The 23804-nt window shown below is 72.8% G+C and carries 20 protein-coding genes and 1 pseudogene; 12 read left to right on the forward strand and 9 right to left on the reverse strand.

Features of this window, described 5'->3' with window-relative positions:
- Positions 1–101: 101 nt before the first annotated feature.
- The 4 genes from IG64_RS33310 to IG64_RS33325 are packed head-to-tail and all read right to left on the reverse strand — an operon-like array spanning position 102 to position 4115.
- Entirely contained in the window at positions 102–917 is an 816-nt protein-coding gene (locus IG64_RS33310; protein ID WP_037863216.1) for an ABC transporter permease, read from the reverse strand.
- A 29-nt stretch (positions 918–946) separates the two neighbouring features.
- Positions 947–1849: an ABC transporter permease gene (locus IG64_RS33315; RefSeq protein ID WP_037863218.1), complete on the reverse strand. Its 903-nt coding sequence runs from the start codon at positions 1847–1849 to the stop codon at positions 947–949.
- Between the two features lie 3 nt (positions 1850–1852).
- Positions 1853–3049, reverse strand: coding sequence for an ABC transporter substrate-binding protein (locus IG64_RS33320; protein WP_037863219.1), 1197 nt, complete (start codon positions 3047–3049; stop codon positions 1853–1855).
- Between the two features lie 28 nt (positions 3050–3077).
- Complete coding sequence (locus IG64_RS33325) at positions 3078–4115, reverse strand: ABC transporter ATP-binding protein (RefSeq protein WP_037863222.1); 1038 nt, start codon at positions 4113–4115, stop codon at positions 3078–3080.
- 102 nt (positions 4116–4217) lie between these two features.
- Between IG64_RS33325 and IG64_RS33330 the strand changes: the two genes are divergently transcribed.
- Complete coding sequence (locus tag IG64_RS33330) at positions 4218–4958, forward strand: FadR/GntR family transcriptional regulator (RefSeq protein ID WP_078884368.1); 741 nt, start codon at positions 4218–4220, stop codon at positions 4956–4958.
- A gap of 48 nt (positions 4959–5006) precedes the next feature.
- A complete protein-coding gene (locus IG64_RS33335; protein WP_234438690.1) occupies positions 5007–5846 on the forward strand; it encodes a hypothetical protein in 840 nt (279 codons plus the stop codon).
- Between the two features lie 17 nt (positions 5847–5863).
- Here the strand turns inward: IG64_RS33335 and IG64_RS33340 are convergent, their stop codons facing one another.
- Positions 5864–6535, reverse strand: coding sequence for a hypothetical protein (locus IG64_RS33340; protein WP_037863265.1), 672 nt, complete (start codon positions 6533–6535; stop codon positions 5864–5866).
- A 225-nt stretch (positions 6536–6760) separates the two neighbouring features.
- Here IG64_RS33340 and IG64_RS33345 point away from each other — a divergent pair, with 225 nt between their 5' ends.
- Together IG64_RS33345 and IG64_RS33350 are read left to right on the forward strand one after the other, a co-directional pair.
- Positions 6761–7417, forward strand: a complete 657-nt coding sequence (locus tag IG64_RS33345) for a helix-turn-helix domain-containing protein (protein WP_037863226.1) — start codon at positions 6761–6763, stop codon at positions 7415–7417.
- Positions 7418–7688: 271 nt separating this feature from the next.
- Positions 7689–7919, forward strand: coding sequence for a hypothetical protein (locus tag IG64_RS33350; protein ID WP_037863228.1), 231 nt, complete (start codon positions 7689–7691; stop codon positions 7917–7919).
- Between the two features lie 605 nt (positions 7920–8524).
- Here the strand turns inward: IG64_RS33350 and IG64_RS33360 are convergent.
- The 3 genes from IG64_RS33360 to IG64_RS33370 all read right to left on the reverse strand — a co-directional run bounded on the left by IG64_RS33360 (position 8525) and on the right by IG64_RS33370 (position 11732).
- The gene (locus IG64_RS33360; RefSeq protein ID WP_037863232.1) at positions 8525–9205 is read right to left on the reverse strand and encodes a 4'-phosphopantetheinyl transferase family protein; all 681 of its coding nucleotides are present in this window, start codon (positions 9203–9205) and stop codon (positions 8525–8527) included.
- Complete coding sequence (locus tag IG64_RS33365; protein WP_037863234.1) at positions 9195–10061, reverse strand: metallophosphoesterase family protein; 867 nt, start codon at positions 10059–10061, stop codon at positions 9195–9197. The genes IG64_RS33360 and IG64_RS33365 overlap by 11 nt, the downstream gene beginning before the upstream one ends.
- A 333-nt stretch (positions 10062–10394) precedes the next feature.
- Positions 10395–11732 (reverse strand): 6-phospho-beta-glucosidase, encoded by a 1338-nt coding sequence (locus IG64_RS33370; protein WP_037863236.1) that lies wholly within the window; start codon positions 11730–11732, stop codon positions 10395–10397.
- A gap of 248 nt (positions 11733–11980) precedes the next feature.
- On the opposite strand from IG64_RS33370, the gene IG64_RS33375 reads away from it, so the two are divergent.
- Both IG64_RS33375 and IG64_RS33380 read left to right on the forward strand, forming a co-directional pair.
- Positions 11981–12823, forward strand: a complete 843-nt coding sequence (locus IG64_RS33375) for a hypothetical protein (protein WP_037863238.1) — start codon at positions 11981–11983, stop codon at positions 12821–12823.
- A gap of 394 nt (positions 12824–13217) precedes the next feature.
- On the forward strand, positions 13218–14648 hold the full coding sequence (locus IG64_RS33380; protein WP_037863240.1) for a glycoside hydrolase family 16 protein: 1431 nt from the start codon (positions 13218–13220) through the stop codon (positions 14646–14648).
- 85 nt (positions 14649–14733) lie between these two features.
- On the opposite strand, the gene IG64_RS33385 is transcribed toward IG64_RS33380, so the two are convergent.
- Positions 14734–15732 carry a helix-turn-helix domain-containing protein gene (locus tag IG64_RS33385; protein WP_234438691.1) on the reverse strand — a complete coding sequence of 333 codons (999 nt, stop codon included), beginning with the start codon at positions 15730–15732 and terminating at the stop codon, positions 14734–14736.
- Positions 15733–15897: 165 nt separating this feature from the next.
- Here IG64_RS33385 and IG64_RS33390 point away from each other — a divergent pair.
- From IG64_RS33390 to IG64_RS33415, 6 genes and pseudogenes are all read left to right on the forward strand, one after another.
- A pseudogene (locus tag IG64_RS33390) lies at positions 15898–17791 on the forward strand (transketolase family protein).
- A 19-nt stretch (positions 17792–17810) separates the two neighbouring features.
- Positions 17811–18980 carry a transaldolase gene (gene tal / locus IG64_RS33395; RefSeq protein ID WP_037863241.1) on the forward strand — a complete coding sequence of 390 codons (1170 nt, stop codon included), beginning with the start codon at positions 17811–17813 and terminating at the stop codon, positions 18978–18980.
- Positions 18977–20671: a glucose-6-phosphate dehydrogenase gene (gene zwf, locus IG64_RS33400; RefSeq protein ID WP_037863243.1), complete on the forward strand. Its 1695-nt coding sequence runs from the start codon at positions 18977–18979 to the stop codon at positions 20669–20671. Before tal ends, zwf begins: the two co-directional genes overlap by 4 nt.
- On the forward strand, positions 20668–21594 hold the full coding sequence (gene opcA, locus IG64_RS33405; RefSeq protein WP_037863246.1) for a glucose-6-phosphate dehydrogenase assembly protein OpcA: 927 nt from the start codon (positions 20668–20670) through the stop codon (positions 21592–21594). The genes zwf and opcA overlap by 4 nt, the downstream gene beginning before the upstream one ends.
- 1 nt (position 21595) lies before the next feature.
- Complete coding sequence (gene pgi, locus IG64_RS33410) at positions 21596–23239, forward strand: glucose-6-phosphate isomerase (protein ID WP_037863248.1); 1644 nt, start codon at positions 21596–21598, stop codon at positions 23237–23239.
- A gap of 10 nt (positions 23240–23249) precedes the next feature.
- Positions 23250–23804 (forward strand): NADP-dependent phosphogluconate dehydrogenase (locus tag IG64_RS33415; protein WP_037863268.1); only part of this gene is annotated, 555 nt, incomplete at its 3' end.

Here is a 23804-nt window from a genome sequence, read left to right on the forward strand (position 1 = left end):
CGTAAAGGTTCCGGCCACCGGCAGGCCGTGACGCGCGCCGTACGCGCCTCTCTGCGCCGTGCGGGCTCCCGGAGCGCGGCCTGGATGACCGGCGTGCGCGGCTACACGCGGCTCGTCGTCGCCGTGTCCGACGACAGCCGCTGGGCGAGGTAGATCGGCAGGACCGACAGCAGCACCAGGACGGCCGCCACGACGTTGACCACGGGGGCCTGGCGCGGCCTGGTCATGTTGCCGAAGATCCAGACCGGCAGTGTCTCGACACCGGGCCCGGCGGTGAAGGTGGTCACCACGATCTCGTCGAAGGACAGCGCGAAGGACAGCAGCGCGCCCGCGAGCAGCGCCGAACGCACCAGCGGGAAGGTGACGTCGGCGAAGACGCGGAAGGTGTGCGCGCCCAGGTCCGTCGCCGCCTCCTCGTAGGAGGTGGTGGTGCGCCGCAGCCGGGCGACGACGTTGTTGAAGACGACGACGACGCAGAACGTGGCGTGCCCGACGACCACGGTGAACAGACCGAGTCCCACGCCGAGCGGGGCGAGCACCGTGGAGAAGGCGGAGTTGAGGGCGATGCCGGTCACGATGCCGGGCAGCGCGATCGGCAGTACGACGACGAAGGAGACGGCGCCGCGGCCGAAGAAGCGGTGCCGGGCCACCGCGAAGGCGATGAGCGTGCCGAGGACCAGGGCGATCGCGGTCGCGCCGAGGCCCGCCTTCACCGAAACCCACAGGGCCGCGCGGGCCCCGGAGCTGCGCCACGCCGCCGCCCACCAGTGCAGGGTCAGTCCCCGGGGCGGCCAGCTCGCGCTGCGGTCGGGGTTGAGGGAGTTGACGAGGACCAGCAGCAGCGGGACGTAGATGACCGCGAAGCCGAGCCCGGCGGCGACGCGGAGCGCGATGCGCGCCCGGCGGGAGAGCTGCATGACGTGGGAACACCCCCTGGGACGGCGGTTCACAGACTGCTGAGGGCACCGGTGCGGCGCATCGCGAGCAGGTAGAGGACGATGACGACCACGGGGACGGTGCCCAGCGCGGCCGCCATGGGCAGGTCGAGTTCGATGTCGGAGTAGACGAGATTGCCGATCAGCTGGGTCTTGCCGCCGACGATCTGCACGGTGATGTAGTCGCCGAGGCTGAGCGAGAAGGTGAAGACCGATCCGGCGGCGACCGACGGCAGCACCATGGGCAGCACCACCGACCGGAAGGTCCTGGAGGGCCGGGCGCCGAGGTCGGCCGAGGCGTCGAGCAGGCCCGCGGGCAGCCGCTCCAGGGCGGTGTGCACGGGCAGGATCATGTACGGCAGCCACAGGTACGTCAGGGTCAGCACCGTCGCGGGCAGCCCGAACCCGGGGCCGGTCAGACCGAACGGCTCCAGCACCCAGTCGGCGAGTCCGCCCCGGGAGAGGATCAGCCGCCAGGCGTACACCTTGACCAGGTAACTCGCCCACAGCGGGGTGAGGATGGCCACCACCAGCAGCGGACGCCACCGGGGCCGGGCGACGCGCGCGGTGTAGAACGCGAGCGGGAAGGCGATCACCGCGCACAGGGCGGTGACCGCGAGGGCGACGCCGATGCTGCGCACGATCACCTGCCGGTAGACCGGGGTGGTCAGCAGGGCGTGGAAGTTGTCGGCGGACCAGACCTTGACGACCGCGGAGGTGAAGGTGTCCGTCGTCCAGAAGGCGGAGACGAACAGCACGCCCAGGGAGCCGAGGTAGAGCACGGTCAGCCACAGCAGCGGGGCGGCCAGCAGCAGCGAGAGCCTGAGCCGGGGGCGGCGGTGCAGCGCCCCGGCCAGCCGCCGGGCGGCCCCCGGCCCGGCCCGGCGCGCCGCGCTCGGTGCGGTGGCGGTCACGGCTCAGCCCTTGATCTCGGTCCAGGCCCGCACCCACTGGGCGTAGGGCACGCACTTCACGTCCGTCCGGCCGTCCAGGCACTGCTCGATGGGGGTGTTCCAGAAGGCGATCCGCTTCCAGTACCCGGTGTCGGCGGCGTGGTACGTGGTGCAGAACTTGCGGTCACCGGTGTGCTGGCACGCCGCGGCGTTGGCCGGTGCCTCGCCGAAGTACTCGGCGACCTGGGCGTTGACCTTCGGGGAGACGATCCAGTCGAGCCATTTGTAGGCGCAGTTGGGGTGCTTGGCCTTGGCGGAGACCATCCAGGTGTCGGACCAGCCGGTCGAGCCCTCCTTCGGGACGAATGCCTTGACATCGGCGCCCTCGGAGGCGGCGAGGTTGGCGATGACCTGCCAGGTGGTACCGATCACGGAGTCGCCGCTCTTGAATGCGGAGACCTCCTTGAGGTAGTCGCCCCAGTACTCGCCGACGCTGGAGTTCTGCTTCTTCAGCAGGGCCACGGCCGCGTCGAACTGCTCGCGGTCCAGGGCGTAGGGGTCCTTGATCTTCAGCTCGGGCCGGGTGGCCTTCAGGTAGAGGGCGGCGTCGGCGATGTAGATGGGCGAGTCGTAGGCGGTGACGTGCCCCTTGTACGCCGCCGCGCCGTCGAAGACGGCCGACCAGGAGGTGGGGGCCGGCTTCACCTTGTCCGTGTTGTACATGAGCAGGTTGGCGCCGCGGCCGTGCGGGATGCCGTACGCCTTGCCCTTGACGGAGTTCCAGGGCTGCATCTTCAGGTCGGGGAAGATGCCGCTGTAGTTGGGCACGAGCGCGGTGTTGACGGGGGCGGCGTCGCCGGAGGCGATCAGGCGCAGGGAGGCGTCCCCGGAGGCCGACACCGCGTCGTACTGGCCCGTCTTCATCAGTTTGACCATCTCGTCGGAGCTGGCGGCCACCTTGGAGCGGACCTGGCAGCCGGTCTGCCGTTCGAAGCCGCTGACCCAGTCGGCCTTGGGGTCGTTCGAGCCGTCCTCGACGTACCCGGCCCAGGCGATCAGGTCGACCTGGCCCTCGGTGCGGCCCAGGTGGGCGGGTGCCTTGAGGTCGGGCGGGTTCAGGCCGCCGCCGGAGGAGCCGCCGTCGCCGGAGGAGCCGCAGGCCGTCGCGGCCAGCAGGGTCGCGGCGGCGGCCGTGGCGAGCAGGGTTCGGGCGGGTCGCATGACGTGCCTCCCAGGGGACGGGAACGGTTCAGACGGCGCCGGGCACCTGGACGGTGTGCCGGCGGTGCCAGGACAGGCGGACCCTGGTGCCGCGGTAGGCGGCGACGTCCTCGGCGGAGGACTCCAGGTTCTGCTGGAGCGCGGTGAGCCGGCCGCCGGCGTCGAGGTCGACCAGGAAGCGGGTGGAGTCGCCGAGGTAGACGACCTCGGCGACGGTCCCGGTGGCGGTCGCGTGTCCGGGGTCGTCCGCGAGGGCGGCCTCCTTGTGCACGCGGATCTTCTCCGGCCGGATGCTGTGGACGCCGCCGGTACCGAGGATCCGCCGGGCGGACTCGCCCTGGAGCAGGTTGGAGGTGCCGACGAAGGAGGCGACGAAGGCGGTCGCCGGCCGCTCGTAGATCTCGGCGGGGGTGCCGACCTGTTCGACGCGGCCCTCGCGGAAGACGGCGATGCGGTCGCTCATGGTCAGCGCCTCCTGCTGGTCGTGGGTGACCAGGACGAAGGTGATGCCGACGTCGCGCTGGAGCGTCTTGAGTTCGACCTGCATCCGCTCGCGCAGCTTCAGGTCGAGGGCGCCGAGCGGTTCGTCGAGCAGCAGGACGCGGGGGCGGCCGGCCAGGGCGCGGGCGAGGGCCACCCGCTGGCGCTGGCCGCCGGACAGGGCCGCCGGGCGCCGCTTGCCGTAGCCGTCCAGACCGACCTCGGTGAGCGCCTTGCGGGCCCGCACCAGCCGCTCCGCCTTGGGCACCTTGCGGACCTTGAGGCCGTAGGCGACGTTCTGTTCGGCCGTCATGTGCGGGAAGAGGGCGTAGTCCTGGAAGACGGTGTGGACGTCGCGTTCGAAGGGGGCGAGGTCCGTGACGTCCCGTCCGCCGAGCGCGACGCTGCCGCCGGTGGGCGTCTCGAATCCGGCGATCAGGCGCAGGACGGTGGTCTTGCCCGAGCCCGAGGGACCGAGCAGGGAGAAGAACTCCCCGTCCCCCACTTCCAGATCGACCCCGGCCACCGCGGTCGTCTCGCCGAACGTCTTGCGCAGGCCCTGCAGCCGGATCGCGCTTCCCTCCATGCGGGAACCTTTCTGGCGCTCACGAACGTTGCAGGGAAACATATGAAGTCATAGTTCAAAGCTCAAGACCGCCTCCGGGCAAAGCTTGGGTCAACGGGCGAGGTGGTGGCCTTGGAACAGCACGTGGGGGCGCACGCGGCGGTGTTCGCGCCGGTGGAGAGCCGGGCGCGGGTGGAGACGGTGGTCCGCAGGATAGGCGACGCCATAGAGCTGGGACTGCTGGCCGACGGGGAGCAGTTGCCCGGCGAGAGCGTCCTGGCGGGCCGGCTCGGGGTGTCCACGGTGACGCTGCGGGAGGCGCTGATGGCGTTGCGGCAGCAGGGCTTGGTGACCACCCGGCGCGGTCGCGGCGGCGGCAGCTTCGTCTCCCGGCCCGAACTCCCCGGCGCCCAGCGGCTGCGGGCCCGGCTGAGCGGCTGGAGCACCGAGGAGCTGCGCGACCTCGGGGACCACTGGGCCGCCCTGTCGGGCACCTCGGCCCGGCTCGCCGCCCAGCGCACGGCGCCGGAGGACCTGACGCCCCTGCACCGCTCGGTCGAGGAGCTGATGTCCGCGGCCGAGGCGGCGACACGCAGCCGGGTGTACGGCCGTTTCCACGTCGAACTGGCGGCCGCGGCCCAGTCCGCGCGGCTCACCCGCGAGCAGGTCGCGCTCCAGCGGGAGGTCGGCGCGCTGCTGTGTCTCGTGTTGGACGACGACGAATATCGTGAAGAAGTCGCGGTGCGCCATCGCCGTCTGGTCCGTGCCGTGCAGGATGGCGCCGGTGAGGCCGCCGGTACGTCGGCCGAGCGGTGCGTCCGGGAGTCGGCGGCGCGGCTGATCGCGCTGCGGCTGGCTCGCTGAGCGCCGCCCGGCGCCGCCGGTCTCCGGTCCTGTCCGCTGGAGGGCGCCATGAGCAGGGGTCCAGGGCTCGCCGTGGCGGCGGCGGCCGACGGCAGCCGCGCCGAGGAGCGCGTCGCCGCACTGGTGGGCCGCGCCCTGGAGGCGGTGTTCGAGGCGGTCGCCGAGACCCGCGCCGATGCGGCGGGGCTGCTGGAGCGCCTGCGGGAGCGGGGTCGGCGGCCGGTCAGCGCGGACCTCGCCGCGCTGCGGCCCGCGCTGCACCTGCGGCTGGGCCGCGCCGGGCTGGTGTCCGGCGTGGGCTTCATCGCCGCCCCCGGGCTCCTGGCCGACGTGCCGGGGTGGCTGGAGTGGTGGCAGAGCACCGCCGAGGGCGGGGTGCGGCCGCTGCTCGTGGACCTGGACCCCGGCCGGTCGGCGTATGCGGACTACACGCACTGGGACTGGTTCGCGCTCCCGCGCGACACCGGCCTGCGGGCCGTGGCGGGGCCCTACGTCGACTACCTCTGCTCGGACGAGTACAGCCTGACGCTGTCCGCCCCGGTGCGGGTGGCGGGCGGCTTCGCCGGGGTGGCCGCGGCGGACGTGTACCTGCGGCACCTCGAGGCGGCGGTGCTGCCGCTGCTGCGCCGCCTCCCCCGTGCCGCGCACCTGGTGAACGCGCGCGGGCGGGTGGCCGCCTCCGCGGACCCGGCGCATCTGGCCGGATCCCTCACCCGGGGCCCCGACTTCGCGGCGGTGATCGAGGACGCGCACGGCGTCGACCACGGCGGCCTGCGGCTGGTGCCGTGCCGGGGCGTGCCGCTCGTCCTCGTGGTGAGCGGACGGCAGGCGGGCGGGGGCGGGTGCGCGGAGGACGGCCCGGGCCGCCCGGCGCCGTCGGCGACCTGAACGCCGGCGGTGCCGGGTCAGGCCTCGGAGTCCGGCACCACGCTGAGGTGACCGGACGGACGGCGGGCGCGGCGCGGCCCGCGCGCGGCCGGAGCGGTACGGCGCGCGTCGCGCAGCACCAGGGTGAGCCGGGTGTACCCGAGGTCCCGCAGGGTCTCGGGGGTCTCCTCGACCACCCGGCAGTCGGTGGTGCCCCAGCGGGGGTCGGGGTGCAGCAGCGGGCGGACGGCGCCGTCGGAGCGGGTGGCCGCGGGGCCGGCCGCGCGGATCCAGTGCGGCAGGCCGTGCCGGTAGGCGGCCTCCATGATGGGGTCCTGGGCGATGTCCCGGCGGATGGCCTGCAGCCCGTGGTCGGGGCCGCGGCGCTCCACGGCGGCCGCGAACTGCGCGAGCATCGGCAGGCACCAGCGGGCCTCGTGGTCGCCGAGGACCGTGCCGGCGTCCGGGTGGAACAGGACGAAACGCAGGAAGTTGTCGCCCGGCATGGCGGACGGGTGCGGGCCGACGCCCCGGAAGAGCGAGGTGTAGGCGCTGTTGGTGAGGATCACGTCCCAGCGGTGGTCGACGACGAAGGACGGGAAGGAGACGGCCTCCAGGAGCGCGGCGTAGTCCTGCAGGTAGGCCTGCGCCTCGGGACGGACGGGAACGGACCGCGGCGCCGGCCGCTGCCCTCCTGCCTGAAATGCCATCGGGAGGTCACCCCTCTTGCCTCTGCGGCCTTCACGCGGCGCCTTGATCCTGCTGCTCAGCGGCATGCCATGTCAACTATCGTGGCATTTCATGACGGTTGACGGCTGGAATTGGCCACAGTTGTGGCGAGACCTGGATGCGGGTTCGGGCAACGGGCTACTCTCCGGGAAGTTCACGGCACCCCGCCCCGTGAGAAGCCTGTGAGAGACGTAGGAGATCTGTCGGTGACGGACGGCATCGAGGATCCGGGCACCACGGCGTCGGTCGTACTGCCGGCGGTGGTCACGCGTGTCACCGCGCTCGCCGACCGGCTCGGCGTGCCCCAGGCGGAGGTCTTCGCCATCGACCGCCTCTCCACGGCCTGCGGCGTGCCCCCGGACGTGGTCAGAGCGCTGCTGAGCGGACGGGACGCGGGCGAACCGGACGTGCAGGCGCGGTTCCTGCAACGGCTCGACCTGCTGCGCCGCACCCGGCTCAAACCGAACGGCCGGCGCTACACGCAGCAGGAGATCGCGGACGGCGCGGGCATGTCCCGCCAGCAGGCGGGCGCCCTCATCAACGGCGACCGGCGCCCCACCATGGAGCACTGCGACGCCCTCCAGCGGTTCTTCCGCGTCCACGCGGGGTTCCTCACCGCGGAGGACCCCGAAGCACTCGCGGGCGCCCTGCAGCGCACCGAGCAGGAGTTGCTGCAACGCCTGGCCGACCGCGAACGGGAGGCGGCGGCGGCCGACGGGGACGCGCTGGAGCGGCTGCTGCAGAACCACGGTGTCCGCGGCATCGCCTGGCGCGCCGCCCAACTGCCCACGGACCAGCACCGGGACAAGGTCGCCGAGTGGCTGGACATGCTCCTGGAGAGCGTCAAACGGCCCGAGGAGTGATCCCGCGCGGCGTCCGGGAGCGGACCGCGCGGAGCCACGGCCCCGGGCTCCTGCCGACGAGGCCGACGCCCCTGCGGCGGGCGGCCGCGACGGCCGTGCGAGCAGGGGACTCGCTGCGCTGAGTGGGCGAACCGGCGCTCGGCACGGGGGCATTGTCAGTGGGGGACGGCAAGCTGGAGGGTGCGCCGCCGTTGTGCGCAGGCGTACCGCGCCGCCCGGGCGACCGGGGGCGTGCGTGACCGTGTGCCGCCGAAACCGGGGAGAGCGTCCCATGCCGACCGCCGTCCTGACCGATCACGAACGCACCGCCGTCCAGGCCTACCTGCGGCTGCTGCACACCGTGCGCGCCGCCTTCGACGGGCCACCGGCCGCCGGACGGCCGCCTCTTGTCCCGCCCGCGGTCCTCGCCGAGGCGGAACAGGCCCTGGCCCGCGCCGGTCTGGCGGGCAACGAGGAGGCGTTCTTCCGGCTGCTGCACGAGTGGTGCCCGCCGGTGCCGTGACCGGCCGCGAGGGGCCCTGGCCGGTTCCGCTCGACGGGCGCCCCCGCTCCCGACCGGGCGGGCGCTCGCGGGACGGCGCGGGCGCTCGCGGGACGGGTCACGGGGCGGGGGCCGCCGGGTGCGGGCAGGACGCGAACCAGGCGCGGGGCGCGAGCCGGGGCGGGCGGGAGCCGGACGCGAGCCTGGCCGGACGCGAGCCTGGCTGAGCGCAGGCCGGGCAGGGCGCAGGCCGGGCAGGGCACGCGCCGTGCACAACCGGGCGGCGCGCAAGCCGCGTAGGGCCGGACCGGGCACAGGCCAGGCCGGGCGCGGCGCAGGTCGGGCGGGAGCTTGGCCGGGCGCAAGCCAGGCAGGGCGCGCGCCGGGCCGCGTAGGGGGCCGGGCCGGGCACGGGCCGTGCACAAGCCGGGCCGCGCGCAAGCCGCGTAGGGTCCGGCCCGGGCCCAGGCCGGACCGATCACGGGCAGGGCGCAAGCCGGGCAAGGCGCAAGCCCAGCCAGGCGCCGCCCGGGCGAGGGCCGCCGTGGCCGGTCGGCGCGTCCCGCCCCCGGGCCGCGACGGGGCCGTTGGGGCCGGTGGGGTCGGCGGGGCGGGCGAACGGGGCTTCAGGAGACCGGCACCGTCACCGCCGTCGCCAGCAGGCCCGCCCGTACGGTCCAGCGGCCGTCGAAACGGGTGAGGCGGTGCTCGCCCAGCAGCGGGCCGGGGACCAGGAGCCGGGCCTGGAAGGAGCCGGTGTGCGGGGTGCCGCCGTCCGTGCGGATGTCCACGTCGGCCTCCTTGAAGTCCAGCCACGCGCCGGTCAGCGGGAACCACGCCTTGTACACGGACTCCTTGGCACTGAACAGCAGCCTGGGCCAGTGGATGTCGGGCCGCCGGCCGCCCAGCAGGTCCAGCCGGCGCCTCTCGTCGGGCAGCGTGACGGCGGGCAGGACCTCTTCCGGGAGCGCCGCGTGGGGCTCGGCGTCGATGCCCAGGGAGGCCACGTCGGTGGCCCGGGCCAGCGCGGCGGCGTAGTAGCCGTCGCAGTGGGTCATGCTGCCGACCAGTCCCGCCGGCCAGCGCGGGGCGCCCCGCTCACCGGGCAGCACGGGCTGTCGCGGTACGCCGAGCTTGTCCATGGCGCGGCGCGCGCACTCCCGCACGGCGGCGAACTCGCGGCGCCGCTTGGCGACCGCGCGCACCACGACCGCCTGCTCCTCGGGGTAGAGCGCGGCGCGGCCGGCTTCCTCGGCGCCGTACGTCTCCACCGCCACCACCGCGTCCGGCAGCAGCTCATCGATCACCGGTCGTGTCCTCCATCGGCAGTACGCGGCGCAGCCTTCCCGGTGGTCCGGGGCGCTCGCGCCACTCGCGGGGGTATCCCACCGACACCTCCTCGAAACGGACGCCCTCGTGCCAGCTGGTCCGCGGTATGTGGAGGTGCCCGTAGACCATGGCGGTCACACGGAACCTGCGGTGCCAGTCGGCGGTCAGCCGGGTGCCGCACCACATGGCGAACTCGGGGTACCGGAGCACGTCCATCGGGTGCCGGTCCAGCGGATAGTGGTTGACGAGCACGGTGGGCAGGTCCTCGGGCAGCGCACCGAGCCGCCGCTCGGTCTCGGCGACCCGCGCCCGGCACCAGGCCTCCCGGCTCGGGTAGGGGTCGGGGTGCAGCAGGTACTCGTCGTTGCAGACGATGCCGGTGCCGTGCGCGTAGGCGAGGCCCTCCTCCTTGGTGGCGCAGCCCTCCGGCAGGAACGAGTAGTCGTACAGGAGGAACAGCGGTGCCACGGCCGCCGGGCCGCCGGGTCCGGTCCAGAGGGGGTAGGGGTCCTCGGGTGTCGTCACGTCCAGTTCGCGGCACAGGTCGACCAGGTGCTCGTAGCGGGCGGCTCCGCGCAGGGTGACGGTGTCGCGCGGGTGGGTCCACAGTTCGTGGTTGCCGGGCGCCCAGATCACCTTGCCAAAGCGGCTCGCGAGCGTCTTCAGGGCCCAGCGGATGTCGGTGACGGTCTCCGCGACGTCTCCCGCGACGATCAGCCAGTCGTCCTCCGAGTCCGGCACGGTCCGCTCGACCAGAGCCCGGTTCTCGCGGTAGCCGATGTGCAGGTCGCTGACGGCGAGCAGCCGCCCGGAACCACCGCTCGTCGCCGTCACCCCGTGCCCCCCGTCAGCCACTCGACGCGCACCACCACAACACACCCGGCCGCGTGCGGACAAGGAGGAGTCCGGTATCCGGCCACCGCGGTGGCCGGATTCGGGGTGCGCGCACGACGGACCGTCACCTTCGCGGCCCCGGGTGAGCCCCGGATCCTTCCTCCGGATTTTTTCCCGGATTTCTTTCTCCGGGGGTGTATCAGGCCCCGCGTCAGCGACTCTCAAGGGTGGGGGACGCGGGGAGCACGGGGGAGCCGCGGGGAACGGGGGGCGGGACGGTCGGTCGCCGGACGGGGGAGCGGCCGACCGCCCCGGCGCGTGGTCCGCGCCCGACTAGGTCAGGTAGGCCAGGCCCGGGTGGACCCGCACGTACTCCTCGACCAGGGTGCGGGCCACGGTCACGGAGTCGACCAGCGGGTGCAGGGCGAAGGCCTTCACCGCCGTCGCGCGCGAGCCGGAGTCGGCCGCGGCGAGCACCTCGCGCTCGACCGCCTTGACCGCGCACACCAGCCCGGTGGCGTGGCCGGGCAGCGGCTCGGCCGCCACCGGGTGCGCGCCGTTTGCGTCGACCAGGCAGGGCACCTCGATCACCGCCTCGGAGTCGAGCGCCGCCAGCGTGCCGCGGTTGCGGACGTTGAGGATGAGGGTGGTGCGTTCGTCGCGGGCGACGGCCCGCATCAGGGCGAGGGCGACCTTCTCGTAGCCGCCGGAGAGGTCGTCGGCCTCCCGCTCGCCCGCCCCGGCGGCCTCCCTGTTCTCCGCCATGTAGGTGGCCTCGCGCTCGGCGCGGGTACGGTTCCAGGCGTCCAGCGCGGGGGCGTCCGGGGCGCGCAGTTCCTCGTAGAACCGGGCCTGCTGCTCGTGCAGGAAGGCCCCGCGCGTGCGTTCCGCGCGCTGGTAGGCGTGCACGGCCTCGCGGCCGAAGTAGTAGTAGTGCAGGTACTCGTTGGGGATCGCGCCCAGGGACCGCAGCCATTCGGCGCCGAAGAGCCGGCCCTCCTCGAAGGAGCCGAGCAGGCCGGGATCGGCGAGCAGGCGCGGGAGTTCGTCCCGGCCCGCGACCCGCAGACCGCGCACCCAGCCGAGGTGGTTGAGCCCGACGTAGTCGATCCACGCCTCACGCGGGTCCGCGCCGAGCACCCGGGCGATACGGCGGCCGAGGCCGACCGGTGAGTCGCAGATGCCGATGACCCGGTCGCCGAGGTGGCGGGACATCGCCTCGGTGACCAGTCCGGCCGGGTTGGTGAAGTTGATGACCCAGGCGTCGGGTGCGAGGCGGGCCACCCGCCGGGCGATGTCGACGGCGACGGGCACGGTGCGCAGCCCGTAGGCGATCCCGCCCGCGCCGACGGTCTCCTGGCCGAGCACGCCCTGCGCGAGCGCCACCCGTTCGTCGTTCGCCCGCCCTTCCAGACCGCCCACCCGGATCGCGGAGAACACGAAATCGGCGCCGCGCAGCGCCTCGTCCAGGTCGGTGGTGGCCCGCACCCGGGGGGCGTCGGGCACCGCGGCGGCCTGCTCGGCCAGGACCCGGGTGACCGCGGACAGCCGTCCGGCGTCGAGGTCGTGCAGCACGACCTCGGTGACCCGGCCCTCGGCCCGGTCCGCGAGCAGTGCCCCGTACACGAGCGGCACCCTGAACCCGCCGCCGCCCAGAATCGTCAGCCTCACCCTCGCACCTCTCCGCCACGGCCCTGCCCGGCCGCCGTGTCCACCACCCGGCCGGTGCCCGCACCTCACGCACCCTACTCGGCGCCCGCCGCCCGCCCGCGAACCCCGGCCGCCCCGCCCCCGGCCCGGCCGGCCCCCAAGCCTCCGCGCGCCGGTCTCTCGCCGTGCGCGGGCCGCAAACCGCTGACCCGGCGCCCGATACGTGATTCCATTCGAATCCCCACCCCCTACGTATCGGCAGGGACCTGATGAGACGTCAACTGTTCGCCCTGGCCGTCCTGTCGGCGGCCGTCACGCTCGGTGCGGCGACCTCCGCGGCGGCGGCCGGACCGGCCTGGCAGGAGACCGGCACCTCGCACGTCGACTCGCTGAGCGGCAGTCAGGGACTCGCCAGCCGCGCGGACGGCTCGCTGGTGTACCGGGGCCTCGCCTCGGTCCCGCTGGACCTTCGCGTCAAGGGCTGGAACCACGTCGGCGACCCGGACATCGCGCAGGGTGACGTCTTCGACGCCTACCAGGGCGCGGACTCGGCGACGTCCAAGATGTTCGCCGTCACCACCCCGGACGGCAAGCGCTACGAGTACGTCCACCCGCTCGACGCGGGCGAGAAGGTGAACAACTCCTTCGCCGCCGTCTCGCCCGACGGGCAGTGGCTGGTGTCGGGCGAGTGGGGCGACCAGAACCGGCTCCAGGTCTTCCCCGCCCCGCTGCTCAACCCCTCCACCCCGCGCACCGGCGGCACACTGCCGCAGGCCCCGCAGATCAGTCTCGACAAGCCCGTACGGGACATCCAGGGCTGCGACTTCGTCGACGACACCCGGCTGCTGTGCGCGTCGGACGACGGTTCGAGGACGCTGTTCCCCGAGGACCGGCCGCTGCTCCAGGTGGACCTGGAGCACAAGCTGGACGGCGGCCCGGTGACCGGGCACGTCTCCAGCCTGTTCGCGCTGCCCCAACGCAGCGTCTGCTCCGGCGCGTTCGAGGCGGAGGGCGTCGACTACGACGCCTCCCGCGGCACCCTGCGCACGGAGGTCGTCCCGCCGGGCGTGTGCAAGGTGGCGACGACGGTGTACGCGTACCGCCTCGGATAGGCGGACCGGCGGACCGACCGGACGGCGGCGGCACAGGACCCGCCGCCGTCCGCGTCTTCCGGTGCGGGCGTGCCCGGGCGCGAGCGGACCCGGGCGCAGAGCGGGCGCCGGCGAACCCGCACGCGGGCGCGTCCGGGCACGAGCGAACCCGCACGCGGGCGCGTCCCAGCGCGGGCGCCCTCATTCGTTGCGGGCGCGGGCGTGCGCTCCCGCCCCACCCGGCATCCGGGATCCGCACCCGGCCGCCACCTCCCGATCCCCGTCACGCCCCCCCCCCCCCCCCCCCCCCCCCCCCCCCGGCCCCCCCCCCCCCCCCCCCCCCCCCCGGCGCACCCACCGCTTGAGAGCGCTCTCAGAACGTCCGTTCCCCCCGACTCCCCACCGTGAGGCTCCCATGAGCGATCCTTCCGGCACCTTCGCCGACGCCCCCGTCGGCACCCCCCGCAGACGACGCTCCGCGCGCCGCGCCCTCGTCGCGGTCCTCGGCACGCTCGGTCTGGCAGCGGCTCTCGCCACCGCGGCGACCCTTCCCGCGGACGCTTCGGCGCCCGCTCCCCCTTCCGGCTGGACGCAGGTCTTCCTCGACGACTTCAACGGCGCCGCCGGCTCCGGTGTGAACACCGCCGACTGGCAGTACGACACCGGGACGTCCTACCCGGGCGGTGCGGCCAACTGGGGCACCGGCGAGGTCGAGTCGATGACCTCCTCCACCAGCAACGTCGCGCTCGACGGCAGCGGCAACCTGCTCATCACCCCGCGCCGGGACGCCTCGGGTCACTGGACCTCGGGCCGGATCGAGACCACCCGCACCGACTTCCAGCCCCCGGCCGGCGGCAAGCTGCGCGTGCAGTCCCGCATCCAGCTGCCGAACGTCACCGGCGCGGCCGCCAAGGGCTACTGGCCGGCCTTCTGGATGCTGGGCTCGCCCTTCCGGGGCAACTACTGGAACTGGCCCGGCATCGGCGAGCTGGACATCATGGAGAACGTCCAGGGCCTCAACACCGACTGGGCGACGATGCACTGCGGCACCAGCCCGGGCGGCCCCTGCAACGAGACGACCGGCATCGGCGGTTCCACCGCCTGCCCCGGCGCCACCTGCCAGGCCGGCTTCCACACGTACGCGATGGAGTGGGACCGGTCCACCAGCCCGGAGCAGATCCGCTTCTCCGTCGACAACGTCACCTTCCACACCGTGAGGGCCGATCAGGTCGACGCGACGACCTGGGCGAACGCCACGAACCACGGCTTCTTCGTCATCCTGAACGTGGCCATGGGCGGCGGCTTCCCCGGCGCGTTCGGCGGCGGCCCGGACAGCGGCACCGAGCCCGGCCACTCCATGGTGGTGGACTACGTGCAGGTGCTGCGCTCCTCGGGCGGCGGGGACGGCGGCACCACTCCCCCGCCCACCGGAAACCGCGACGCCTACAGCCCCGTACAGGCCGAGTCGTACGACGGCCAGAGCGGGGTGAACACCGAGGCGACCACCGACTCCGGCGGCGGCCAGGACATCGGGTCGATCGCCAACGGCGACTGGGCCCTCTACAAGGGCGTCAACTTCGGTTCGAACGCGGCCAGGCAGTTCTACGCGCGGGTCGCGAGCGGGGCCGCGGGCGGCGTCAGCGGCCTGGTCGAGGTACGCCTGGACAGCCGGAGCAACGCGCCGGTGGGGAGTTTCGCGCTGGCGAACACCGGGGGCTGGCAGTCGTGGCGGACGGTGCCGGCGAACATCAGCGCGGTGACCGGCACGCACGACGTCTACCTCACCTTCACCAGTGGCCAGCCGGCCGACTTCGTGAACGTCAACTGGTTCGACTTCGGCCACTGAGCGCCGTCCGCACCGCGGCTTTTGCCGGGGCCCCGCACAGCCGTGCGGGGCCCCGGCCTGTCCGGGCGCGGGATCCGTCGCCGGGTCAGCGCAGTTCGGCCCGGAAGGCCACGGGGGTCTGGCCCGTGTGCAGGTGGAAGAACTTCGAGAAGTTGGCCGCGTCCGGGAAGCCCACCGCGGCGCCGACGCGGCCGATGGGCAGCCCGGTGTGCGCGAGGAGGCGCTTGGCCTCCAGGATCACCCGCTTGTCGATGAAGCCCTTGGGGGTCTCCCCGGTGGCGGCCCGCACGGCGCGTACGAGGGTGCGGCGGGAGTACCCGAGGGCGTCGGCGTAGGCGCTGACGCTGTGGTTGGTGGTGAAGCCCTGCTCGACCGCGTCGCGGAACAGGGTGAAGGTGGTGTCGGCCTGCTGCCGCGTGGCCTCCGCCGAGCTGGCCGCGAGATGGGCCAGGCGGAGCAGGAACGCGGTCAGCGAGTGCCGCAGCACCGCGGTGTGCAGGCTCAGCGGCAGGGTGGCGGTGTCCTCGTACTCGCGGCGCAGTTGAGCGAGCGCCGCCTTCAGCGCCTCGCGCCGGGCCGCGTCCGGGTGCAGCAGCGGCGGCAGGTCGTAGCGGTACAGGCCGGTGGCCTCGACGGTGGCACGGGGCAGGAAGCCGGGCTGCATGGTGAGGACGGTTCCGCGGTACTCGTCCGTGCGGGAGAAGCGATGGGCCTGTCCGGGGCGGATCCACAGCACGTCACCGGCGGCGGCCTGGTACTCGGCGAAGTCGACCATGTGCCGGACGGGGCCGTCGTCGAAGAGCATGACGACGTGGAAGTCGATGCGGTGGACACGGTGGAGAGGAGCCTCGGAGTGCCAGGTGTGCCCGGCGCCCATGGGGCCTATCTGCAGTCCGACGCCGCCGAGGCTGAGGTCGACCGGGAAGGGGAACGTCCGGATCCCCTCGTCCGCCCCCGCGCCGCCTCCGCCGGCACCCGCGCCGGCACCGGCGCCCGTGCCCGCGCCGGTGTCCCCGCCGCTCCCGGCGCCTCTTCCCGCGCCCTCGGCGCCCTCGGCGCCCTCATGGGTGATTGCGTCCGCCATGTCCTTCTCGTACCGCCTTGACCGCCCACCGGGCGGACCGAGTGATCCAACCGTGTCCCACTTTCACCACAGGCTGACACACAGAGACCTTCCGGCAAAAAAGTCTGACTTTTAAGTTCGAACACGTCCGGCAGCAATCCAGCTTCTTCCGAGGACTTCTTGAAGATGAACGAGCAGACAACCGTCCCCTTCGAGTGGACCGACCTCGACCGGCGTGCCGTCGACACCGCCCGCCTGCTGGCGGCCGATGCCGTGCAGAAGGTCGGCAACGGGCACCCCGGCACCGCGATGGCGCTGGCCCCGGCCGCCTACACGATCTTTCAGAAGCTGATGCGGCACGATCCGTCCGACCCGGAGTGGACCGGCCGTGACCGCTTCGTCCTCTCCCCCGGCCACACCTCGCTGACGCTGTACACCCAGCTCTTCCTCGCGGGGTACGAGCTGGACCTGGACGACCTGAAGGCGTTCCGCACCTACGGTTCGAAGACGCCCGGTCACCCTGAGTACGGACACACGGCGGGCGTGGAGACCACCACCGGCCCGCTCGGCCAGGGCGCCGCGATGGCGGTCGGCATGGCGATGGCCGCCCGCTACGAACGCGGCCTGTTCGACCCGGACGCGCCCGAGGGCACCTCGCCCTTCGACCACACCGTCTGGGCGATCGTCTCCGACGGCGACCTGGAGGAGGGCGTCTCGGCGGAGGCCTCCTCGCTGGCCGGGCACCAGAAGCTCGGCAACCTGGTCTTCCTCTACGACGACAACCACATCTCCATCGAGGGCGACACCGCCACCGCCTTCTCCGAGGACGTGCTGAAGCGCTACGAGGCCTACGGCTGGCACACCCAGCGCGTCGAGCCGGACGAGAACGGCGACATCGACGTCCACGCCCTGTACGCGGCGCTGTCGGCCGCCAGGGCCGAGACGTCCCGTCCCTCGATCGTGGCGATGCGCACGATCATCGCCTGGCCCGCCCCGAACGCGCAGAACACCGAGGCCTCGCACGGCTCGGCGCTCGGCGCCGACGAGATCGCCGCCACCAAGCGCGTCCTCGGCTTCGACCCGGAGCAGTCCTTCCAGGTCGAGGAGGCCGTCCTCGCGCACACCCGGCGGGCCCTGGACCGGGGCGCCGAGGCGCACGCCGCCTGGGACAAGCAGCTCGACAAGTGGCGCGGCGCCCAGCCGGAGCGGGCCGCGCTGCTCGACCGGATCGTGGCCGGCAAGCTGCCCGAGGGCTGGCAGGACGCGCTGCCCGTGTTCGAGGAGGGCAAGTCCCTCGCCACCCGCGCGGCCTCCGGCAAGGTGCTCCAGGCTCTCGGCGCGGTGCTGCCCGAGCTGTGGGGCGGCTCCGCCGACCTGGCCGGCTCGAACAACACTACGATCGACAAGACGTCGTCGTTCCTGCCCGAGGGCAACCCGCTGCCGGGAGCGAGCCCCTACGGCCGCACCGTCCACTTCGGCATCCGCGAGTTCTCCATGGCCGCGGAGATGAACGGCATCGCCCTGCACGGCAACACCCGCATCTACGGCGGCACCTTCCTGGTGTTCTCCGACTACATGCGCAACGCGGTGCGGCTGTCCGCGCTGATGCAGCTCCCGGTGACGTACGTGTGGACACACGACTCCGTCGGCCTGGGCGAGGACGGCCCCACCCACCAGCCGGTCGAGCACCTCGCCTCGCTGCGCGCCATCCCCGGCCTCAACGTGGTCCGCCCCGCCGACGCCAGGCTCCGAGGTGCAGCTCGCCGTGGCCGCCCGCGAGACGCTGGAGGCCGAGGGGACCGCCACCCGCGTGGTGTCGATGCCGTCCGTGGAATGGTTCGAGGAGCAGCCGCGCGAGTACCGCGAGCGGGTGCTGCCGCCGTCGGTGCGGGCGCGGGTCGCCGTGGAGGCCGGCATCAATCTGACGTGGTACCGCTTCACAGGTGACGCAGGGCGCATCGTCTCCCTCGAACACTTCGGTGCCTCCGCCGACGCCGCGACCCTGTTCGCCGAGTACGGCTTCACCCCCGAGAACGTCGCCGCTGCGGCCCGCGCCTCGCTGGCCGCCGCGCGCGCATGATCCGCACGCAACAAGGAAGATGATCACTGTGAGCGAAGCAACCGCGACCGCCGGAGCGCTGGGGCGCCTGTCCGAGCAGGGCGTGTCGATCTGGCTGGACGACCTGTCGCGGCGTCGGATCGACTCCGGCAATCTGGCCGGGCTGCTGGCGGACAAGCACGTCGTGGGCGTCACCACGAACCCGTCGATCTTCCAGGCCGCCATCGGTTCCGGCGAGGGCTACGAGGAACAGCTCGCCGACCTGGCGGTGCGCGGCGTCACGGTCGACGAGGCCGTGCGCATGATGACCACCGCCGACGTGCGGGCCGCCGCCGACGTGCTGCGCGGTGTCCACGACGCGACCGGCGGCCGGGACGGCCGGGTCTCCATCGAGGTCGACCCGCGCCTGGCCCACGACACGGCGGCGACCGTCGCCGAGGCCCGCCAGCTGGCCTGGCTGGTGGACCGCCCGAACGTGATGATCAAGATTCCCGCCACCCGTGCGGGTCTGCCGGCCATCACCGAGGTCGTCGGAGCGGGTATCAGTGTCAATGTGACGCTGATCTTCTCCCTGGAGCGCTACCGCGAGGTCATGGACGCCTACCTCGCCGGTCTGGAGAAGGCGCGTGCCGCGGGCCTGGACCTGTCGCGCATCCACTCCGTCGCCTCCTTCTTCGTCTCCCGGGTGGACTCCGAGATCGACAAGCGGCTGACCCTGCTGGGCACCGGCGAGGCGCTGGCGCTCAAGGGCAGGGCCGCGCTGGCGAACGCCCGGCTGGCCTACGAGGCGTACGAGCAGGTGTTCGGTTCTGTGGACGGCGCGACCCGGCCGGGCGAGCGCTTCGCCGCGCTCGCGGAGGCGGGCGCCAACGCGCAGCGTCCCCTGTGGGCGTCGACCGGGGTGAAGGATCCGGCGTACAAGGACACCCTGTACGTGGACGAGCTGGTCGCCCCCGGCACGGTGAACACCATGCCGGAGGCCACGCTGAACGCCACCGCCGACCACGGCGAGATCACCGGGGACACGGTGACCGGCGGTTACGAGCAGGCCCGCGCGGACCTCGCGGCGGTCGGGCGGCTGGGGATCTCCTACGACGAGGTCGTCCAGCAGCTCGAGGACGAGGGTGTCGCCAAGTTCGAGACGGCCTGGCAGGACCTGCTGGACGCGGTCACGAAGTCCTTGAACAGCAAGGGAGCTGACGCGGAATGAGCAAGAAGCCCGCCGAGCCGGCGGCGAGCCCGTCGCCGGACGCCGGGGCCGAGGAGCCGAGCCCCAAGGCCATGCAGTCCACCGCACCGGCCCCCGCGGCCACCGAGCCGGAGACACCCGGGGCGAAGGCGGCGTCCGCCGCCGTGCGCGTCCCGGTCGTCCCGGCCGCCGACTGGGTGAACCCGCTGCGCGACGCGCGGGACCGCCGGCTGCCCAGGATCGCGGGCCCCTCCGGGCTCGTCATCTTCGGCGTCACCGGCGACCTGTCCCGCAAGAAGCTGATGCCGGCCGTCTACGACCTGGCCAACCGCGGTCTGCTGCCGCCGGGCTTCTCGCTGGTCGGCTTCGCCCGCCGGGACTGGGAGAACCAGGACTTCGCGCAGGTCGTGCACGACGCCGTCAAGGAGCACGCGCGCACCCCCTTCCGCGAGGAGGTCTGGCAGCAGCTCGCCGAGGGCATGCGGTTCATCCCCGGCGACTTCGACGACGACACCGCGTTCAAGCAGCTGCGCGGGGCGGTGGAGGAGCTGGACGCCTCCCGGGGCACCGGCGGCAACTTCGCCTTCTACCTCTCGGTACCGCCGAAGTTCTTCCCCAAGGTCGTGCAGCAGCTCAAGAAGCACGGTCTGGCGGAGGGGCCGGACGGGTCCTGGCGGCGCGCGGTCATCGAGAAGCCGTTCGGCCACGACCTGGCCAGCGCCCGCGAGCTGAACCGGATCGTGCACGAGGTCTTCGACCCGGAGCAGGTCTTCCGCATCGACCACTACCTGGGCAAGGAGACCGTCCAGAACATCCTGGCGCTGCGCTTCGCCAACCAGATGTACGAGCCGATCTGGAACCGGTCGTACGTCGACCACGTGCAGATCACCATGGCCGAGGACATCGGCATCGGCGGCCGGGCCGGGTACTACGACGGCATCGGCGCCGCCCGTGACGTCATCCAGAACCACCTGCTCCAGCTGATGGCGCTCACCGCGATGGAGGAACCCATCGCGTTCGACGCCGAGGCGCTGCTCACCGAGAAGCTGAAGGTGCTCAAGTCGGTGCGGCTGCCCGAGGACCTGGGCGCCCACACCGTGCGCGCCCAGTACGCGCAGGGCTGGCAGGGCGGCGCGAAGGTGCCCGGCTACCTCCAGGAGGAGGGCATCGACCCGCAGTCGAAGACCGACACCTATGCGGCGGTCAAGCTGGGGATCGACAACCGCCGCTGGGCCGGGGTGCCGTTCTACCTGCGCACCGGCAAGCGGCTGGGCCGCCGGGTCACCGAGATCGCGGTGGTCTTCAAGCGGGCGCCGCACTCCCCGTTCGACTCCACGGCCACCGAGGAGCTGGGCGAGAACGCCATCGTGATCCGCGTCCAGCCCGACGAGGGCATGACGGTCCGGTTCGGCTCGAAGGTGCCGGGCACCTCCATGGAGATCCGGGACGTGACGATGGACTTCGCCTACGGCGAGTCCTTCACGGAGTCCAGCCCGGAGGCGTACGAACGCCTCATCCTGGACGTGCTGCTCGGTGACGCGAACCTGTTCCCCCGTCACCAGGAAGTGGAAGAGTCCTGGAAGATCCTCGACCCGATCGAGGCCTACTGGGACGAGCACGGCAGGCCCGCCCAGTACCCGTCGGGCACCTGGGGTCCGCGGGAAGCCGACGAGATGCTCGCACGAGACGGACGGAGCTGGCGCAGGCCATGAAGATCGACCTGACCGACACCACGGCAAGCAAGATCAACAAGGCGCTGGTGCAGGGCCGCCGCGCCATCGGCACGCCCGCCGTGGGCATGGTCCTGACGATGGTGATCGTCGCGGACGAGGAGAACGCCTACGACTCGATCAAGGCGGCCGAGGACGCCTCGCGCGAGCACCCCTCGCGCACCCTGGTCGTGATCAAGCGGCACGCGCGCACCCTGCGCGACCGCACCCACTCGCGGCTGGACGCCGAGGTCCGGGTCGGCTCGGAGGCCGGCACCGGCGAGACGGTGGTGCTGCGCACCTACGGCGAGGTCTCCGACCACGCCGACTCGGTGGTCCTGCCGCTGCTGCTGCCGGACGCGCCGGTGGTGGTGTGGTGGCCGGTGGAGGCGCCCGACAACCCCTCCGCGGACCCGCTGGGCGCGCTGGCCCAGCGCCGGATCACCGACCTGTACGCCTTCGAGAAGCCGCTGGAGGTCCTCGAGACCCGGGCGCGCCACTACGCCCCCGGCGACACCGACCTCGCCTGGACCCGGCTCACGCTGTGGCGTTCGATGCTCGCGGCGGCGCTGGACCAGGCCCGCGTGCGGGTGACCTCGGCGGCCGTGGAGGCCGAGGCGGAGAACCCGAGCGCCGAGCTGCTGGCCCGCTGGCTGGAGGCCCGCCTGGGCGTCACCGTGGACCGGGTCGGCAGCGCCGGCCCGTTCGTGACGGCCGTGCGCCTGGGCACCGCCGACGGCGAGATCGTCATCGACCGGCCCGAGGGACCGCTGGCCACGCTGAGCCTGCCCGGCCAGCCCTCGCGCACCCTCGCCCTCAAGGTCCGTCCCACCTCCGAACTCATCGCCGAGGAGCTGCGCCGCCTCGACGCCGACGAGATGTACGCCGTGGCCCTGCGGGGCGACGGGATCAAGGAGACCGTCTGACATGTCCGACACCCCCAAGCTGACCCGGCGTCCCGAGTGGACCGCCCTGGAGGACCACCGCGCCCAGTGGCAGCCGCACCTGCGGGAGCTGTTCGCCGAGGACCCCTCCCGCGCGGAGCGCTACACCGTGCGCGTCGGTGATCTGCGCATCGACTACTCCAAGCACCTGGTCACCGACGAGACCCTGCGGCTGCTGCGCGAACTGGCCGAGGCCACGGACGTGTTCGGGCTGCGCGACGCCATGTTCCGCGGTGAGAAGATCAACATCACCGAGAACCGGGCCGTGCTGCACACCGCGCTGCGCGCCCCGCGGGACGCTGTGATCGAGGTCGACGGCGAGAACGTGGTGCCGAAGGTGCACGCGGTCCTCGACAAGATGGCCGCCTTCGCCGAGCGGGTCCGCTCCGGCGAGTGGACCGGCCACACCGGCAAGCGCATCCGCAACATCGTCAACATCGGCATCGGCGGTTCCGACCTGGGCCCGGCGATGGCGTACGAGGTGCTGCGGTCCTACACCGACCGCGGCCTGACGGTGCGGTTCGTCTCCAACGTCGACGGCGCCGACCTGCACGAGGCGACCCGCGACCTGGACCCGGCCGAGACGCTGTTCATCGTGGCGTCCAAGACGTTCACGACGATCGAGACGATCACCAACGCCACCTCGGCGCGCGACTGGCTGCTCAGGGGGCTGGGCGGCGAGGACAAGGCGGTCGCCAAGCACTTCGTGGCGTTGTCGACGAACGCGGAGAAGGTCGCCGGGTTCGGTATCGACGTGGACAACATGTTCGAGTTCTGGGACTGGGTCGGCGGCCGGTACTCGTACGACTCCGCGATCGGTCTGTCCCTGATGATCGCGATCGGCCCGGACCGCTTCCGCGAGATGCTGGACGGCTTCCGCATCGTCGACGACCACTTCCGCAACGCGCCCGCCGAGGCCAACGCCCCGCTCATCCTGGGTCTGCTGGGCATCTGGTACGGCAACTTCTTCGACGCGCAGACGCACGCCGTCCTGCCGTACTCGCACTACCTGTCGAAGTTCACCGCCTACCTCCAGCAGCTCGACATGGAGTCCAACGGCAAGTCGGTCCAGCGCGACGGCGAACCGGTCGAGTGGCAGACCGGCCCGGTGGTCTGGGGCACCCCCGGCACCAACGGGCAGCACGCCTACTACCAGCTGATCCACCAGGGCACCAAGCTCATCCCGGCCGACCTGATCGGCTTCGCCAACCCGGTGGCCGAGCTGAGCGGCGAACTCAAGGCGCAGCACGACCTGCTCATGGCCAACCTGTTCGCCCAGGGCCAGGCGCTGGCCTTCGGCAAGACCGCCGACGAGGTGCGCGCCGAGGGTGTGCCCGAGGAGCAGGTCGCGCACCGCACCTTCCACGGCAACCACCCGACCACGACCCTCCTGGCCGCCGAGCTGACCCCGTCGGTCCTCGGCCAGCTGATCGCCCTCTACGAGCACAAGGTGTTCGTCCAGGGCGCCGTCTGGAACATCGACTCCTTCGACCAGTGGGGTGTCGAACTCGGCAAGGTGCTGGCCAAGCGCGTCGAGCCCGCCCTGACCGAGGGCGCGGAGGTGCCCGGTCTGGACCCGTCCACCGCCGCCCTCGTGGCCGCCTACCGCGAACTCAAGGAGAGCTGACATGGCATCGATGCAGATGGGCCTCATCGGCCTCGGCAAGATGGGCGGCAACATGCGGGAACGCCTCCGCAACGCCGGCCACACGGTCATCGGCTACGACCGCAACCCCGAGGTCTCCGACGTCCCCAGCATGGTCGACCTCGTCGACCAGCTCGCCCAGCCCCGGGTGATCTGGGTGATGGTCCCGGCCGGCGGTGCCACGCAGCACGTCATCGACCAGCTGGCGACCCTGCTCAAGCCCGGTGACGTGGTCGTCGACGGCGGCAACTCCCGCTGGACGGACGACGAGAAGCACGCCAAGCAGCTGCACGCGCGGGGCATCGGCTTCGTCGACGCGGGCGTCTCCGGCGGTGTGTGGGGCCTCAAGAACGGCTACGCGCTCATGGTCGGCGGCGACAAGGAGCACGTCGACCGCCTGAAGCCGATCTTCGACGCGCTCAAGCCCGAGGGCCCCTACGGATACGTCCACGCGGGCAGGGTCGGCGCGGGCCACTTCGCGAAGATGGTCCACAACGGCATCGAGTACGCGATGATGCAGGCCTACGCCGAGGGCTGGGAGCTGCTC

Origin of the sequence: Streptomyces sp. NRRL S-340, from assembly GCF_000720185.1 — a bacterium.
Taxonomy (GTDB): Bacteria; Actinomycetota; Actinomycetes; order Streptomycetales; family Streptomycetaceae; genus Streptomyces.

Bases quoted from the DNA above. Each gene is read 5' to 3' on its own strand.
- zwf (WP_037863243.1), top strand. From the start codon at position 18,977: ATGAGCAAGAAGCCCGCCGAGCCGGCGGCGAGCCCGTCGCCGGACGCC.
- IG64_RS33375 (WP_037863238.1), top strand. From the start codon at position 11,981: ATGAGACGTCAACTGTTCGCCCTGGCCGTCCTGTCGGCGGCCGTCACG.
- IG64_RS33380 (WP_037863240.1), top strand. From the start codon at position 13,218: ATGAGCGATCCTTCCGGCACCTTCGCCGACGCCCCCGTCGGCACCCCC.
- IG64_RS33350 (WP_037863228.1), top strand. From the start codon at position 7,689: ATGCCGACCGCCGTCCTGACCGATCACGAACGCACCGCCGTCCAGGCC.
- IG64_RS33325 (WP_037863222.1), bottom strand. From the start codon at position 4,115: ATGGAGGGAAGCGCGATCCGGCTGCAGGGCCTGCGCAAGACGTTCGGC.
- IG64_RS33310 (WP_037863216.1), bottom strand. From the start codon at position 917: ATGCAGCTCTCCCGCCGGGCGCGCATCGCGCTCCGCGTCGCCGCCGGG.
- IG64_RS33320 (WP_037863219.1), bottom strand. From the start codon at position 3,049: ATGCGACCCGCCCGAACCCTGCTCGCCACGGCCGCCGCCGCGACCCTG.
- IG64_RS33340 (WP_037863265.1), bottom strand. From the start codon at position 6,535: ATGGCATTTCAGGCAGGAGGGCAGCGGCCGGCGCCGCGGTCCGTTCCC.
- IG64_RS33385 (WP_234438691.1), bottom strand. From the start codon at position 15,732: ATGGCGGACGCAATCACCCATGAGGGCGCCGAGGGCGCCGAGGGCGCG.
- pgi (WP_037863248.1), top strand. From the start codon at position 21,596: ATGTCCGACACCCCCAAGCTGACCCGGCGTCCCGAGTGGACCGCCCTG.
- tal (WP_037863241.1), top strand. From the start codon at position 17,811: ATGATCACTGTGAGCGAAGCAACCGCGACCGCCGGAGCGCTGGGGCGC.
- opcA (WP_037863246.1), top strand. From the start codon at position 20,668: ATGAAGATCGACCTGACCGACACCACGGCAAGCAAGATCAACAAGGCG.
- IG64_RS33335 (WP_234438690.1), top strand. From the start codon at position 5,007: ATGAGCAGGGGTCCAGGGCTCGCCGTGGCGGCGGCGGCCGACGGCAGC.